10 protein-coding genes are annotated in these 14,635 nt (G+C 68.8%); 4 read left to right on the top strand and 6 right to left on the bottom strand.

Going from position 1 to position 14,635, the window contains the following annotated elements:
* Positions 1-49: 49 nt before the first annotated feature.
* From ON34_RS00055 to ON34_RS00040, 4 genes are all read right to left on the bottom strand, one after another.
* Entirely contained in the window at positions 50-949 is a 900-nt protein-coding gene (locus ON34_RS00055; protein ID WP_040772576.1) for a cutinase family protein, read from the bottom strand.
* A 329-nt stretch (positions 950-1,278) separates the two neighbouring features.
* Positions 1,279-2,748, bottom strand: a complete 1,470-nt coding sequence (locus tag ON34_RS00050; RefSeq protein WP_040772574.1) for a glutamate synthase subunit beta — start codon at positions 2,746-2,748, stop codon at positions 1,279-1,281.
* 56 nt (positions 2,749-2,804) lie between these two features.
* Entirely contained in the window at positions 2,805-7,457 is a 4,653-nt protein-coding gene (gltB, locus tag ON34_RS00045; RefSeq protein WP_040772572.1) for a glutamate synthase large subunit, read from the bottom strand.
* 725 nt (positions 7,458-8,182) lie between these two features.
* Complete coding sequence (locus tag ON34_RS00040) at positions 8,183-8,758, bottom strand: chorismate mutase (RefSeq protein WP_040772570.1); 576 nt, start codon at positions 8,756-8,758, stop codon at positions 8,183-8,185.
* Between the two features lie 212 nt (positions 8,759-8,970).
* Here ON34_RS00040 and ON34_RS00035 point away from each other — a divergent pair, with 212 nt between their 5' ends.
* On the top strand, positions 8,971-10,680 hold the full coding sequence (locus ON34_RS00035) for a DUF4407 domain-containing protein (protein ID WP_051021968.1): 1,710 nt from the start codon (positions 8,971-8,973) through the stop codon (positions 10,678-10,680).
* Positions 10,681-10,700: 20 nt separating this feature from the next.
* Here the strand turns inward: ON34_RS00035 and ON34_RS00030 are convergent, their stop codons facing one another.
* Both ON34_RS00030 and ON34_RS00025 read right to left on the bottom strand, forming a co-directional pair.
* Positions 10,701-11,462: an SDR family NAD(P)-dependent oxidoreductase gene (locus tag ON34_RS00030; RefSeq protein WP_040772568.1), complete on the bottom strand. Its 762-nt coding sequence runs from the start codon at positions 11,460-11,462 to the stop codon at positions 10,701-10,703.
* Positions 11,459-11,881, bottom strand: coding sequence for a VOC family protein (locus ON34_RS00025; RefSeq protein WP_040772566.1), 423 nt, complete (start codon positions 11,879-11,881; stop codon positions 11,459-11,461). Before ON34_RS00025 ends, ON34_RS00030 begins: the two co-directional genes overlap by 4 nt.
* Before the next feature lie 72 nt (positions 11,882-11,953).
* Between ON34_RS00025 and ON34_RS00020 the strand changes: the two genes are divergently transcribed.
* From ON34_RS00020 to ON34_RS00010, 3 genes are all read left to right on the top strand, one after another.
* A complete protein-coding gene (locus ON34_RS00020) occupies positions 11,954-12,625 on the top strand; it encodes a GntR family transcriptional regulator (RefSeq protein ID WP_245547816.1) in 672 nt (223 codons plus the stop codon).
* Between the two features lie 139 nt (positions 12,626-12,764).
* Positions 12,765-13,637, top strand: coding sequence for a hypothetical protein (locus tag ON34_RS00015; protein ID WP_245547815.1), 873 nt, complete (start codon positions 12,765-12,767; stop codon positions 13,635-13,637).
* The coding region (locus ON34_RS00010) for a DUF4129 domain-containing protein (RefSeq protein ID WP_245547814.1) at positions 13,634-14,635 on the top strand (1,002 nt) is incomplete at its 3' end. The genes ON34_RS00015 and ON34_RS00010, both read left to right, overlap by 4 nt.

Raw genomic sequence — 14,635 nt, 5'->3', positions numbered from 1 at the left:
AAGGCCCACCTCCGAGCCAGGAGGTGGGCCTTGTGGTTTCGGCGATGGCTCAGGCCATGCCCGCGATCCAGTTCCGCATCCAGGAGATGGCGGTCTGGCCGCCGCCCACCTGGTAGCTGCCGTACACCGTGTGCGCCTGCGACTTGTAGAAGCGCTCGAGATCCTTGGCCCGCTGCTGGTTGGCCGAGTCGGTCAGCTGCGCCTGCAGCGTCGGGACACCGCCGAGCGACATCAGGTCGCCGATGATGTTGCCCGCCTCGATCTGGTAGCGCCACATGTTGGCGGGGTTGGCGTCCGACGCCTGGGCGAGGAATCCGGCGAACCGCGTGACGAAGTCGTCGGTCGCGGTCGCGCAGTAGAGGTCGTCGACGGCGCAGATGGTGCGCGTGCGGTCGCTGATCCAGCCGAAGCCGCCGACCCGGGGACCGCCCGCGCCCGCACCGGGAGCGATCGGGCCGACCTGGATGTCGGTGGGCGAACGACGCGGATCGGAGATCAGACCGACACCGGCCACGCGGTCGGGCGGCACGACACCGAGCCCGGTGCCGATCTCGGCGGCGAGGTCACCGGCGGCGTCCGCGCCCTGGCTGTAGCCGACGAGCGCGATCCTCGTCGCGCCGCACCGCTGCGCCATGGCCGCGATCATGCCCCGCGCGTTGTCGACCGCCTCTTTCTTCGAGTTGCCGTAAACCTCACCCTCCCAAGGGAAGGCGGTCGCGGCGTAGGTCACGTAGTCGACCTCCGCGGAGGACGGCAGACCTCGGGTGACGCCCGACAGCATGCCGGGCTGCGGCGTCTTGTCGTGTCCGGTCTCCCAGGTACCCGGAATCGCCACCACGTACAGGCTCGGGCAGCCCGGGGCCGCGCTCGCGGACCCGCTGCCGAAAACCAAGCCGGACATCACTGTCGCGGACGCGCCCAGAGCCGCGACGACCTTCTTCCACTGCATACCGCTCCAAACCCTTGCCCTCGTCGAACTGCCCGCCGAGTTGCCGCGTCAATGCTGACCTCGTCGAATGTCGTTCCAGTGCACGCTGGGTGAACACACGGCACCCACCACAAGATCAGCCACACGCCGAAGATCACAATAAGGGCACAACCGCCGCAATGCCATTCGAAAGCTGCGATGTGTCGGATTTCCGACACTCAGCGAGGGAATGAACGATCGCCCATCGGCACGGGAAATGTATGCGGCCCGAGGACCTGTCGAGCGCGAAAAGGCGCCTGCGGACAAGTTGTCCACAGGCGCCTTCGTTTCCGCTCCGGTAAGAGAGGGGTCTAGCGCTGAGCCACCATGGTGGGGGTGATCGGCGCTGGGAGGGCGGTCTCGCCTTCCAGGTACCGGTCGACACCGGCGGCCGCGGCGCGGCCTTCGGCGATGGCCCAGACGATGAGCGACTGACCACGGCCCATGTCACCCGCGACGAAGACGCCGGGAACGTTGGTCGCCCAGTTCTTGTCGCGCTGCACATTGCCGCGCTGGTCGTAGCCGACGCCGAGATCGGTGAGCAGGCCCGGCTTCTCGGGGCCGACGAAACCCATGGCCAACAGCACCAAGTCGGCCTCGAGCGTGAAGTCGGTGCCCTCGACCTTCTCGAAGCGCCCGTTGACCATCGTGACCTCGTGCGCTTCCAGGCCGGTCACCTTGCCGTCCGCGCCGACGAAGCGCTCGGTGTTCACCGAGAACACCCGCTCGCCGCCCTCCTCGTGCGCCGAGGAGACCCGGTACATCAGCGGGTAGGTCGGCCACGGGGTCGAGGCGGCCCGCTCCTCCGGCGGACGCGGCATGATCTCGAACTGGTGCACGCTGGCCGCGCCCTGCCGGTGCGAGGTGCCCAGGCAGTCCGCGCCGGTGTCGCCGCCGCCGATGATGACGACCTTCTTGCCCTTCGCGTGGATGGGCGGCAGGCCGTCGGCGTCGGTGACGTCGTCGCCGAGCTGCACCCGGTTGGCCCACGGCAGGAACTCCATCGCCTGGTGGATGCCGTCCAGGTCGCGACCGGGGATCGGCAGGTCACGGGCAACGGTGGCGCCACCGGCGAGCACGATCGCGTCGAACCGCTCGCGCAACTGCTCGGCGGTGATGTCGACGCCCACGTTCACACCGGTCTTGAAGATGGTGCCCTCGGCCTCCATCTGCGCCAGACGGCGGTCGATGAAGCGCTTCTCCATCTTGAATTCCGGGATGCCGTAGCGCAGCAGACCGCCGATGCGGTCGGCCCGCTCGAACACCGTCACGGTGTGCCCGGCGCGGGTCAGCTGCTGCGCCGCGGCCAGACCGGCCGGACCGGAACCGACCACGGCGACCTTTTTGCCGGTGAGGCGGGTCGGGTAGACCGGGGTCACCCAGCCCTCGTCGAAGGCGTTCTCGATGATCTCGACCTCAACCTGCTTGATCGTGACCGGATCCTGGTTGATGCCGAGCACGCAGGACGCCTCGCACGGCGCGGGGCACAACCGCCCGGTGAACTCCGGGAAGTTGTTGGTCGCGTGCAGCCGGTCGATGCCTTCCCGCCAGCGGTCCTTGTAGACCAGGTCGTTCCACTCGGGAATCAGGTTCCCCAGCGGGCAGCCGTTGTGGCAGAACGGGATACCGCAGTCCATGCACCGGCTGGCCTGGGTGCGCAGGGTCTGGTGGGAGAAGTTCTCCTCGTAGACCTCTTTCCAGTCCATCAGGCGCAGCGGTACGGGCCGCCGCTTCGGCAGTTCCCGAGAGGTGTGCTTCAGAAAACCCTGGGGGTCAGCCACGAGCGGCCCCCGAATAGTCACAGCGCGTCGTCCACGTCATCTGTAGAACTCTCTTTTCAGCCACGAGCGGCCTCCATAATCGCCTCGTCCACGTCCTTGCCGCTCTTCTCAGCTTCGGAGATGGCGAGCAAAACTTTCTTGTATTCCCGCGGCATGAGCTTGACGAAGTGGTTCACCTGCTGCGACCAATCGCTCAGAATGCGATCGGCCACCGGGGAACCCGTCTGGTCACGATGCTGGGTGATGATGTCGTGCAGCCAGGTGAAGTCGTCACCGGCCAATTGCTCGACGGCGTCGGCCTGCTCGGGGTTGAGCTTGGACGCGAAGGTGCCGTTCGGGTCGAAGACGAACGCAACGCCGCCGGACATACCGGCGCCGAAGTTACGCCCGGTTTCGCCCAGGATGACCACACGACCACCGGTCATGTACTCGCAGCCGTGATCGCCGACGCCCTCGACCACCGCGGTGGCGCCGGAGTTGCGCACGGCGAACCGCTCGCCGACCACACCGCTGAGGAACACCTGCCCGCTGGTCGCGCCGAACAGGATCACGTTGCCCGCGATGATGTTCTGCTCCGCGACGAACTCGCCGGGCGCGTTCAGCGACGGGCGCACCACGAGGCGGCCGCCGGAAAGACCCTTGCCGACATAGTCGTTGGCGTCACCCTGCACGCGCAGCGTGATACCCGCGGGCACGAAGGCGCCGAAGCTGTTGCCCGCCGACCCGGTGAAGGTGATGTCGATGGTGTCGTCGGGCAGACCGGCGCCGCCGTAGAGCTTGGTCACCTCGTGGCCGAGCATGGTGCCGACGGTGCGGTTCACGTTCGTGATCTTGGTCTCGAACTTCACCGCCTGTCCGCGCTCGAGCGCGTCCCGGCTCTGCACGATCAGCTGCTGGTCCAGCGCCTTGTCCAAGCCGTGGTCCTGCGGCTTGGTGCAGCGGCGGTCCTGGTACATGAACGCCGTCTCGACGTCGTCGAGGATCGGCGACAGGTCCAGCTTGCTGGCCTTCCAGTGCTGCTTGGCCCGCGAGGTGTCGAGCAGATCGACCCGCCCGATGGCCTCGTCCAGGGTGCGGAAGCCCAGCTGCGCCAGCAGCTCCCTGACCTCTTCGGCGATGAACAGGAAGAAGTTCTCGACGAATTCCGGCTTGCCGGTGAAGCGTTCGCGCAGCACCGGATTCTGCGTCGCGACGCCGACCGGGCAGGTGTCCAGGTGGCAGACGCGCATCATGATACAGCCCGAGACCACCAGCGGCGCGGTGGCGAAGCCGTACTCCTCGGCGCCGAGCAGCGCGGCGATCATCACGTCGCGGCCGGTCTTCATCTGGCCGTCGACCTGCACCACGATGCGGTCGCGCAGGCCGTTGAGCAGCAACGTCTGCTGGGTCTCGGCCAGGCCGAGCTCCCAGGGACCGCCCGCGTGCTTGAGCGAGGTCAGCGGCGAGGCGCCGGTGCCGCCGTCGTGACCGGAGATCAGCACGACGTCCGCGTGCGCCTTGGAGACGCCAGCGGCGACGGTGCCGACACCCGGCTCGGCGACCAGCTTCACGTGGATGCGCGCCTGCGGGTTCGCGTTCTTCAGGTCGTGGATCAGCTGCGCCAGATCCTCGATCGAGTAGATGTCGTGGTGCGGCGGCGGCGAGATCAGGCCGACGCCCGGCGTCGAGTGCCGCACCTCGGCGACCCACGGGTACACCTTGTGCGCGGGCAGCTGGCCGCCCTCACCGGGCTTGGCGCCCTGCGCCATCTTGATCTGGATGTCGGTGCAGTTGGTCAGGTAGTGCGCGGTCACGCCGAAGCGGCCGGAGGCCACCTGCTTGATCGCGCTGCGCCGCCAGTCGCCGTTCTCCTCCGGCTCGAAGCGCGACGGCGACTCGCCGCCCTCACCCGAGTTCGACCGTCCGCCGAGGCGGTTCATCGCGATCGCCAGGGTCTCGTGCGCTTCCGCCGAGATAGAGCCGTAGCTCATCGCGCCGGTGGAGAACCGCTTCACGATCTCCGACGCGGGCTCGACCTCCTCGATCGGGATCGGGCTGCGCGCGTCGCCCTTGAACTTGAACAGGCCGCGCAGCGACGCGAGCCGCTCGGACTGGTCGTCGACCAGCTTGGTGTACTCCTTGAAGATCGAGTACTGGCCGGAGCGGGTGGCGTGCTGCAGCTTGAACACCGTGTCCGGGTTGAACAGGTGGTATTCGCCTTCGCGCCGCCACTGGTACTCACCGCCCACCTCGAGCTCGCGGTGCGCGCGCTCATTGCGGTTCTCCAGGAAGGCGATCCGGTGCCGCTGAGCGACCTCGTCGGCGATCTCGTCCAGGCCGATGCCGTCCAGGTGCGAGCGCAGGCCGGTGAAGTACTCGTCCACCAGCTCCTGCGACAGGCCGATCACCTGGAACAGCTGCGCGCCGTTGTAGGACGCGAGGGTGGAGATGCCCATCTTGGACATCACCTTCAGCACGCCCTTGCCCGCCGCCTTGTTGTAGTTCGCGACCGCCTTGCGGTAGTCGGCGGCCAGGTCGCCGGTGCTGCCCGGCATCTCCAGCGCGCCGCGCTCGAGCATGTCCTCGATGGTCTCGAAGGCCATGTACGGGTTGATCGCGGCGGCGCCGAAGCCGACCAGCATGGCCATGTGGTGCACCTCGCGGGCGTCACCGGCCTCCACGACGAGCCCGACCATGGTGCGGGTGCGCTCGCGCACCAGGTGGTGGTGCACCGAGGAGGTCAGCAGCAGCGACGGGATCGGCGCCAGCTTCTCGTTGGACTCGCGGTCGGAGAGCACGATGATCCGCGCTCCACCGTCGATGGCGGCCGACACCTGGGTGTTGATCGCCTCGAGCGCCTTGCGCAGGCCCTTGCCGCCCTTCTTCACGGGGTACAGGCCGCGCACGACGACCGACCGCAGTTCGGGGTGCGAACCGTCGTCGTTGATGTGCACGAGCTTGGCGAGCTCGTCGTTGTCCAGGATCGGCTGCTCCAGCGCGATCTGGTTGCACGACTCGGGTCCGGGGTGCAGCAGGTCGGCCTCCGGGCCGATGTTGCGCTTGAGGCTGGTCACCACCTCTTCCCGGATCGCGTCCAGCGGCGGGTTGGTGACCTGCGCGAACAGCTGGGAGAAGTAGTCGAACAGCAGGCGCGGACGGCTGGACAGCACCGCGATCGGGGTGTCGGTGCCCATCGAGCCGAGCGCTTCGAGGCCGGTCCTCGCCATCGGCGAGATCAGCAGGTTGAGCTCCTCGGTGGTGTATCCGAAGATCTGCTGGCGGATCAGCACGCGATCGTGCGACATGTGCACGTGCGGACGGTCGGGCAGGTCGGCGAGGCGGGACACGCCCTTGTCCAGCCACTCCTGGTACGGGTGCTCGGCGGCGAGCCGGGACTTGATCTCATCGTCGCCGACGATGCGGCCCTGGGCGGTGTCGACCAGGAACATGCGGCCCGGCTGCAGACGGGCCTTCTTGACCACCTTGGACGGGTCGATGTCGAGCACGCCGACCTCGGAGGCCATCACGACCAGGCCGTCGTCGGTCACCCAGATGCGGCTGGGGCGCAGGCCGTTGCGGTCGAGCACGGCGCCGATGACGGTGCCGTCGGTGAAGCACACCGACGCCGGGCCGTCCCACGGCTCCATCAGCATCGAGTGGTACTCGTAGAACGCCCGCCGCTGCGGGTCCATGTTGTCGTTGCGTTCCCAGGCCTCGGGAATCATCATCAGCACGGCGTGGGGCAAGCTGCGGCCGCCGAGGTGCAGCAGTTCCAGCACCTCGTCGAACCGGGCGGTGTCGCTCGCCCCCGGGGTACAGACCGGGAAGATCTTCTCCAGCCGGTTCTTGCCCGCGGAGTCGATGCCGAAGACGTCGCTGCGCAGCAGCGCCTCACGGGCGCGCATCCAGTTCTCGTTGCCGGTGACGGTGTTGATCTCACCGTTGTGCGCGACGCGGCGGAACGGGTGCGCCAGCGGCCAGGACGGGAAGGTGTTGGTGGAGAAGCGGGAGTGCACGATGCCCAGCGCGCTCTCCACCCGGGAGTCCTGCAGGTCCAGGTAGAATGCGCGCAGCTGCGGCGTGGTGAACATGCCCTTGTAGACGAAGGTCTGCCCGGACAGGCTCGGGAAGTAGACCGATTCCCTGCCGACCGCGCCCTCACCCGCACCGGCCGACCCGAGTTCGTGCTCGACTCGCTTGCGCACCACGTAGGCGCGACGCTCCAGATCCATACCCGACAGCGGTTCGGAAGCGTTCTTCGGCGAGGCGATGAAGATCTGCCGGAAGGTCGGCATGGCGTCGCGCGCCAGCGCGCCGAGCGACGACTCGTCGATCGGCACCTCACGCCAGCCGAGGACCTCCAGGCCCTCTTCCTTGACGATCTTCTCCACGCCGTAGGCGGCGCGCGCGGCTTCGCGACGTGCCTGCGGCAGGAAGGCGATACCGGAGGCGTAGGAGCCCTCCGGCGGCAACTCGAAGTCCACGATGGCGCGGAAGAAACGGTCGGGAACCTGGATCAGGATGCCCGCGCCGTCACCGCTGTTGGGCTCGGCGCCGGCGGCACCACGGTGCTCCAGGTTCAACAGAGCCGTAATAGCCTTGTCGACGATGTCGCGGCTGCGGCGGCCGTGCATGTCGACGACGAACGCGACGCCGCAGGCGTCGTGCTCGTTCGCCGGGTCGTAGAGACCGATGGGTCCAGGTGACCGGTGGCCAGGAAGTTGCGTCATGCCTCTGCCTTCAAGAAAGTCGGCCTTCGAAGAAAAACGGCCTTTCGTCGAACGCCTCCGTACAAGACTGCGCCCGTACGTTCCGAAGCCAGCCGCGCTGATGGCCTTCGGCGTGCAGTCAGGTCTGCAGTTGTGTCCACCCGCTTCTGTGACGTAGTGGGTGCCCTTCGGTAACGGATCCCTAACAAGATCCTTACCTCCGAGCGGGTTCTCGCCCGCTACGCTGAGCACCGGCTAGGGCTGCCCGAGCGGGCGATTGCCGAACATTCTGTGTTCGGTGTAAGAGCAAACGATAAGTCAGGTCCAGGGCCCAACCAACTTAGGTTGCGCTAATAACCGGGTTTAGCTGGGCTTCTTCATTCGGTCCTCCACGTGTGCGCGTCGTCCAGTGTAAAGCAGCGAGTACCGTGCGATCGATCCCCGTGGCACCGGGTGCCAGCTGGGCTGAACCGGCGCGCATCACCGGCCCGAAACCTCAACGCAACACCGAGAACCCGCCCTCACCTGCGTCGAAGAAGGTTTCCCCGCACAGGGCCGGACAAAACCAAGTGGCAGCGGCTAACTCGGCGATCGGGTCGCTGAGATATTTCCGACACCGGCGTGACAAGCCGTGAATGTGATCCGACCGTCCGGACTCTTTTACCCCCTGTGTAGTTCAGCACATTCTCAGCAAATAAGCAGGAGTGTTGTTGGACACATTTTCCGAGCGAACGCGCGACACCCGTTCAGGCCGGGCACAGCGCGATCGCGGCACGTACCAGCGCAGCCTGGTGCAAGGCATCCATCCGGCCGGTGCCGAACACGCGGAAGACGCTCTGCGCCAACCGTTTCGTGCAATCCGGCGCGGTCAGCTCGGCTCGGCGGGCGGCCAGCTGGTCGAGGATTCCGACGTTCACCCGGTCGATGACCGGGCGCACGGACGCGAGGCCGACTGGGTCGCTCGGCGCCGCGGCCGGATCGAACCGCCACCGGAGCATCAGGCCGCGCTGCACCGTCTTGTTGGCCTCGATCTGGCCGAAGAACACCTGCCGTACCCAGTTCTCCGGCAGGTCACGGCCGTTACCGAGGCGGGCCATCGCGTCGTAGACCTCGGCCTCGCGCACGGGATCGTCGATGGTCGGCTCGATGCCGCGCTCACCGGCCGCCGCCCACTTCGCCGCGGCCACCGCGTCGGCGGTGTCCAGCCGCTCGACCACCAGCCCGACCAGCCGGTCCAGTGATCCGTCGGCGGGGGACGCGCCCGCGCTACCAGGCCACATGAGCAGCGCCGCCGCGAATACCGTCACTACGACTCCGCGCATGCCGGGACCTCCTCGGATCGCTCACCACCGCGCCAGAGTAGGCGTATTCACCCACCACGTTCCGGACGACGCCCGATGATCTGTGAGCCTGGACACATCCGGCCGCCCCTGCTCGCTGAGTCGGCGGGGTGCCTGTCACGCTGTCACAACGAATCCGTGACAGTTTCGTCGCGCCCGCGAAAGCGCCTGGGACGTAGAGGATGTGCCTTCCGATGACCGTCACCGGCTTGTTCACCTGGCTCGGCGGGGGCCGGACCAGCGAAATCACCGATCGCCATGAGCGCGCCGGTTACGCCGTCACCGGTGCCGTCGTGCTGTTGTTCGCGACCATCTCGGGTGGGACCACCGGGCTGGCCGCGGCCTCGACGGACGCGTGGCCGCTGTGGGCGACGCTGGCGGCGGCGCTCGTGGTCGCAGCGCTGACCGGCGCGCTCGCGCGCGCGGTTGCGACGGCGCGGCCGAGCGGAGGGCCGGATCGGCTCGGGTTGATCGTGCGTCTCGCGGTCGCCGTGCTGGCAGGCGGATTGCTGGCCGAATTGGCCGCGGTCGTGCTCTTCGGCGGGTCCGTCGACCGGGTGCTGGATGACCGGGCTCAGCGGTCGGTCGATTCGGCGGCGCAGGTGATCGCGGCGCGGAGCGAGTTGGACCGGGCGAAGGCCGACCGGGCCGCGCTCGACCAGGCGATCGCCAAAGCGCAGACCGATATCGACCATGCGTTGGTGATCGCCCGCTGCGAGTACAACCCGACCCCCGAGTGCCCGCGGACCAGGATCACCGGCGTACCGGGCCGCGGCCCGGAGGCGCAGACGGCCAACGACATGCTCGACGACGCCCGCAAGCAGCTCGCCGCGGCGCAGGGCCGGGTCGACGCGGCCGACCGCCGGATCGCCGACGACCAGGACGCCCTCTCCGCCGCACGGAACGCCGCCTTCGACGGCGCAGACCGCGGATTCGGCGCGCGCTGGCAGGCGATGAACGACTACACCGTGCGCGAGGCGTTGCCGTTGCGCATTCTCACCATCGTGGCGTTCGTCGCGCTCGCCCTGCTGCCGCTGGTGCTGCGCTGGTGGCGCGGAGAAACATCGTTCGACCGGCACAACGCGGCGCGTGCCGTGCACGACCGCGCGGAGCGCGAAGCCGACACGGCCATCGCGGTCAAGCAGGCCGAAGTGCGCGCCGAAGCCGAAACCCTGCGCGCCGAACAGCAGCTCACCGCCGCCCGCCTCGCCGTCGAGGCGGACACGGCCATCGACCGGGAGCACCAGCGCACCCGCATCATCGCGGCCATCGGCGGCATCGAGATCGGTATCACCGAACCGCCGCGCCGCCCCGAACTTCCCGCCGCCGCGGCGGACGATCGAAAGGACAGCGCCATGCCGCACGAGGTGACGCCGAACCTACCCGCCCCCGTGACCGCGAGCCCGCCCGCGCCCGCCGTCGCGCCGGCCCCCGCCGCGCGCCCGAGCGGCGGTCTCGAACTGCCGCTGATCGGCACGGTGCCGTTCACCGATACCGCGGCGCGCTTCATCCGGCCCCTGGTTCCGTCGTTCGTCGCCAACGCGATCGACACCGCGACGCATCCGCTACGCACCGCGCGGCAGGCGTTCGAGGAGGTCGAGGAGATCACCTTCACCCTGCGCCGCACACGCAAGGTGACCATCGACGGCCAGACCTCGCACCCGCAGGCCGTGGGCGCTCCGGTCGGCTACCAGCTCCACCCCGGCTCCCCCGAGGTCGCGCACGCGCAGCACATCGCGTCGACGGTAGTCGACGCCGACTATTCCGCGCCGCGCTACTCCCTTCCCCCGACCGGCGCCGCAGGCTACGGCCTGCCCACCGGTGCGAACCGGGAGGAACTCCCCGGCCACCACCATGCCGAACTTCCTGAGTCGAACCGGCGCGAACTCCCGCCCGGCCGGTGATCCACACCGCGAAGCGATAGTCAGGTCCGCAGATAGGAGGCGCCGTTGAGGTCGAGCACCGCTCCCGACGCCCACGCCGCTTCGGGCGAGGCCAGATAGAGCACCGCGGCGGCGACTTCCTCGGGCGTCCCGACTCTGCCGAAGGGGCTCTGGGCGCGCAACGCCTCGCCGGATGTGCCGGTCAGTTTGGACGCTTGCCGTTCCGTGCCGACGAATCCGGGCGCTACCGATGACACCGCGATTCCGTGCGGCGCCAATGCCACCGCCATGGATTGCCCGAAGGCATGCAGCCCGGCTTTGCTCGCGCCATAGGCGGAGAAGTCGGGTTCGCCCCGGAACGCGCCCCGTGAACCGATGTTGACGATGCTGCCGGAAGCACCGCGATCGATCAGGTGACGGGCGACGCCATAGGTCAGGTGCACCGCGCCGAACAGGTTGACCTCGACCATCTGCTGCCAGATCCGCCGCCACTCCGGAAAATCAACCTCGGCCACCGAGTGCCGGTTACCGGCGGACGGGGCGACGGCGGCGTTGTTGACCAGGACGTCGAGCCCGCCCAGCGCCGCGACGGCCTCGGCGACGACTCGCTGCGCGCCATCCGGATCGCCCACGTCACCGGCCACCACCGCATGTCCGGCGCCGGGCAGTCGTCGTCGCGTGTCCGCCGCCGCGGCGGAATCGGTCGCGTAGTGCACCGCGACGCGATCGCCGCGTTCGGCGAAGGCCAGCGCCACCGCCCGGCCGATGCCGCGGGACGCGCCGGTGACCAGAACCCGCCTCATCGGGCGAACACCTGCGCCTGGTCGTGGAACGCCTTGAACTCCAGCGCGTTACCGGCGGGATCCCGCAGGAACATCGTCCACTGCCGCGCGGGCTGATCGGGAAAGCGCAGGTAGGGCTCGATGACGAACACGATGCCCGCGGCACGCAGCCGATCGGCCAGCCGGTGGAATTCCGCCGTCGACAGCAACAGACCGAAGTGCGGGAGCGGTACGCGATGCCCGTCGACCTCGCTGGTGCCCGCAGCCGCGGATCGGCGTGGCACGACGTGCGTCACCAACTGATGACCATGGAAGTTCCAGTCGACCCAGTGGTCGGTGCTGCGTCCCTCGTCGAGTCCGAGGACCTCCCCGTAGAACTGGCGGGCGGCGTCCAGGTCGTCGACCGGGATGGCCACATGCACGGCAGGGGGCGACTGCATCGGGGAACTCCTTCGGATTCGATCGTTGCCCGAAGCTTGCGCCGCACGATGTCCGAATGTCAACATTTGGACGTGACTGCATCGCTGGATCGAGTTGCCCGTCGGGGACTGGCTCATGAGGCCGCTGACCGCATCCGCCGAGCGATCTTCGCGGGCGACTTCGCGCCCGGCGCACCGCTGCGCGAAGTGGAGCTCGCCGCCGCGCTGGGCGTCAGCCGCGGGTCGGTTCGCGAAGGTCTGGCGCTGCTGGAGCAGGAAGGACTCATCCGGAGCGCGTGGCATCGCGGTACCAGCGTCATCGAGGTCACCGCAAGCGATGTCGAGGAGGTCTACGCCGTGCGGGCCGCCTTGGACCGGTTGGCGGCCGTCAGCGCGCGGGCCGCGGCGAGCGCTGAACAGCTGACCGAATTGGACGATTTGGTCGGTGCTACGGAGAACGAGGTTCGCGGGGAGGCGTCCGGGCCGCGGCTGCTCGCTCTCGACATCGCCTTCCACGACCGGATCTACGAGATCGCGGCCAACAGTCGGCTCAGCCGCGCCTGGCAGGCGGTGCGCTCCCAGGTCTACCTGTTCCAGTCGCGCCGCATCGCCCTCGGCTACCAGCACTACAGCGCACGAGTGGTGGACGAGCACCGCGAACTGGCGACGCTGCTGCGCACCGGCGATCCCGAGACGCTGGCCCGAGCCGCTCAGGAACACGTCGACTCGGCCCGCCGCAGCCTGCTGGCCGACCTCCCCGAATAGTTCCGCCCCGCAGCATGACGAGCCGGTGGTAAACCGACGGTTGGCCCCGGGCGTTTCGCAAGCGGATCGCCATCGACCCGACTCGTTTACCGGCACGTGGTGCGGCGCCTCCTCCAGCGCTGACGGTTAGACTCGGCCCGTGCTGCCAGCCGCCGAATCGGCCGGCGCCGTCGGGGCGGGAACAGATCCGGTACCGGGGTTTCCTGGAACGACGGTGCCGATCCGACCGCTGAGTTTCCGCGAACTGCTCGATCTGCCGTTCGCCCTGATCCAGGCGAACATTCGCGCCCTGGCCGGGTTGAGCCTGGCCGGGTTGTTCGCCGCCGAGGCGATCGTCATCGTTGTGATTGCGGGAGTCTCGAGGCTGACCGACGGCTCCGACGCGGGCACCGCCTGGGCAGCGATTCTGTCGACCGCGGCCTGCGCGTGGTTGCTGCGGTTCGCGTTGCGCGGGACGACCATCGCGCTCGGACTCGCGACGGTCGACGGCGCGCCGATCGGCTGGCGCACCGCGCTGGGCCGGTTCGCGGTGATATCCGGTCCGCTGCTGGTATTCCAGCTGTTGTTCACCTCGGTGGGTGTGGGTGTGATCGCGGTGAGCAGCCCGTTGATCGTGACGCTTCCACTGGCGGTGCTCTGGCTCGGCTGGCTTCGGGCGCGCCGTTGGCTCACGGTTCCGGTCCTGTTCGTCGAGCGGACCTCGCATCGCGACGGCGTGGCGCGCGCGAAACTGCTCGCCGAGGGCGCCGAGTGGCCGACGACCGGACTGTGGGTAGCCCAGCGCGCTCTGTTCGGACTGCTCGCGATACCGCTACTGGCCATCCCGCTATTCCTCACGGACTTCTCCGGCACCCATCGGTGGCCGGTGATCGTCCTGACCACCACGGCCGTGTTGCTGGTGACGGCGTTCGGCGAGGTGGTCGAGGCATCGTCGCGGGTGGTGTGCTACGTCGACCGCCGTTGCCGCAGGGAGGGATTGGACATCCGCATCCCCGTTCGGGAGACGCGATGAACGACTCTCAGCCGCAGAGCGCACCGGAGATGCGCGGTCCCGCGGAAGTCACTCCGACCAAGGGCGTCCCCGCGACGAACGACCCGGCGCCCGGCACCCCCCGCCTCGGCTCCGCCGCCGACCATCGCGCCGCCGCCGAATCAGCGGCGCAGCGCCGAGATTTCGACAGCGCCCTGCGGGAACGCTTCCGTGCCGTGCTGCGCGGCCTGGAACAGCATGGCGTGCTGGAAGTCCGGCGCTCGCGCACCGCGCGGGAAACCGCCGACGACGTGACCACCGCGCTGCCGCTGGAGGTCGCCACCGAGCTACAGCCCGCGGCACACAGTTTCGACGAAGTGGTGTACGGCGGACGCCGCGCCGGCGAAGACGAATACCGCAGACTCGAATACGCCGACCGGTTCTCCGCCGCCGCGCCGCCGCCCGCACCGGAACCCACCGAGGTCGAGGCGAAGGAGCGGCCACCGCGCACCAGGCGCCGACTTCCTCCGCTGCCGAAGCTCCTGCGCGACCCGAGATTCTGGGCAGCAGTGGCCGCGACGGCCGCGTTGCTGCTGCTGGTCTACGGCGCGCTGCAATCGTGTGGTGCGCCGACCGCGCCGACGCCGAAACCACCACCGGATCTGCCCGACGTCCCTCCGGACGATTCCTACGACCCGCCGGGCTTCGGAGCGGGCGACGACCCGATCTGGGATCGACTGCCCGCACCGGTCTTCTACGGCGGAGTTCAATTCCTGATCGCCGCCGCGCTGGTGGTGTGGTGGCGCGCGCGGCGGCGGGGCGCTCTGGTACGTGAGCCGCGCCCGGTCGAAGTCGCGGCGAACGAGTTGCTGGCCGGGCAGGCCGCGCTGTATCGGCGCTCGAAGGACCACGACCACGTCGCAGGGAAGCTGCGAGCGGCGACTTTGCGCCGTATTCGCACACCGCTGGGCGTCACCGCCGACACACCGCCGGACCGGATCGTCAGCGTGGTCGCAGCACGCATCGGAGCCGACCCGGCG

The sequence above is a fragment of the Nocardia pneumoniae NBRC 100136 genome, from assembly GCF_000308755.1.
GTDB lineage: Bacteria > Actinomycetota > Actinomycetes > Mycobacteriales > Mycobacteriaceae > Nocardia > Nocardia pneumoniae.
Note: the sequence above shows the minus strand (reverse complement) of the source record. Positions and strands in the feature narration are given on the sequence as shown.

Coding starts and splice junctions, on each gene's coding strand:
- ON34_RS00055 (WP_040772576.1), bottom strand. CDS start 949: ATGCAGTGGAAGAAGGTCGTCGCGGCTCTGGGCGCGTCCGCGACAGTG.
- gltB (WP_040772572.1), bottom strand. CDS start 7,457: ATGACGCAACTTCCTGGCCACCGGTCACCTGGACCCATCGGTCTCTAC.
- ON34_RS00040 (WP_040772570.1), bottom strand. CDS start 8,758: ATGCGCGGAGTCGTAGTGACGGTATTCGCGGCGGCGCTGCTCATGTGG.
- ON34_RS00035 (WP_051021968.1), top strand. CDS start 8,971: ATGACCGTCACCGGCTTGTTCACCTGGCTCGGCGGGGGCCGGACCAGC.
- ON34_RS00030 (WP_040772568.1), bottom strand. CDS start 11,462: ATGAGGCGGGTTCTGGTCACCGGCGCGTCCCGCGGCATCGGCCGGGCG.
- ON34_RS00025 (WP_040772566.1), bottom strand. CDS start 11,881: ATGCAGTCGCCCCCTGCCGTGCATGTGGCCATCCCGGTCGACGACCTG.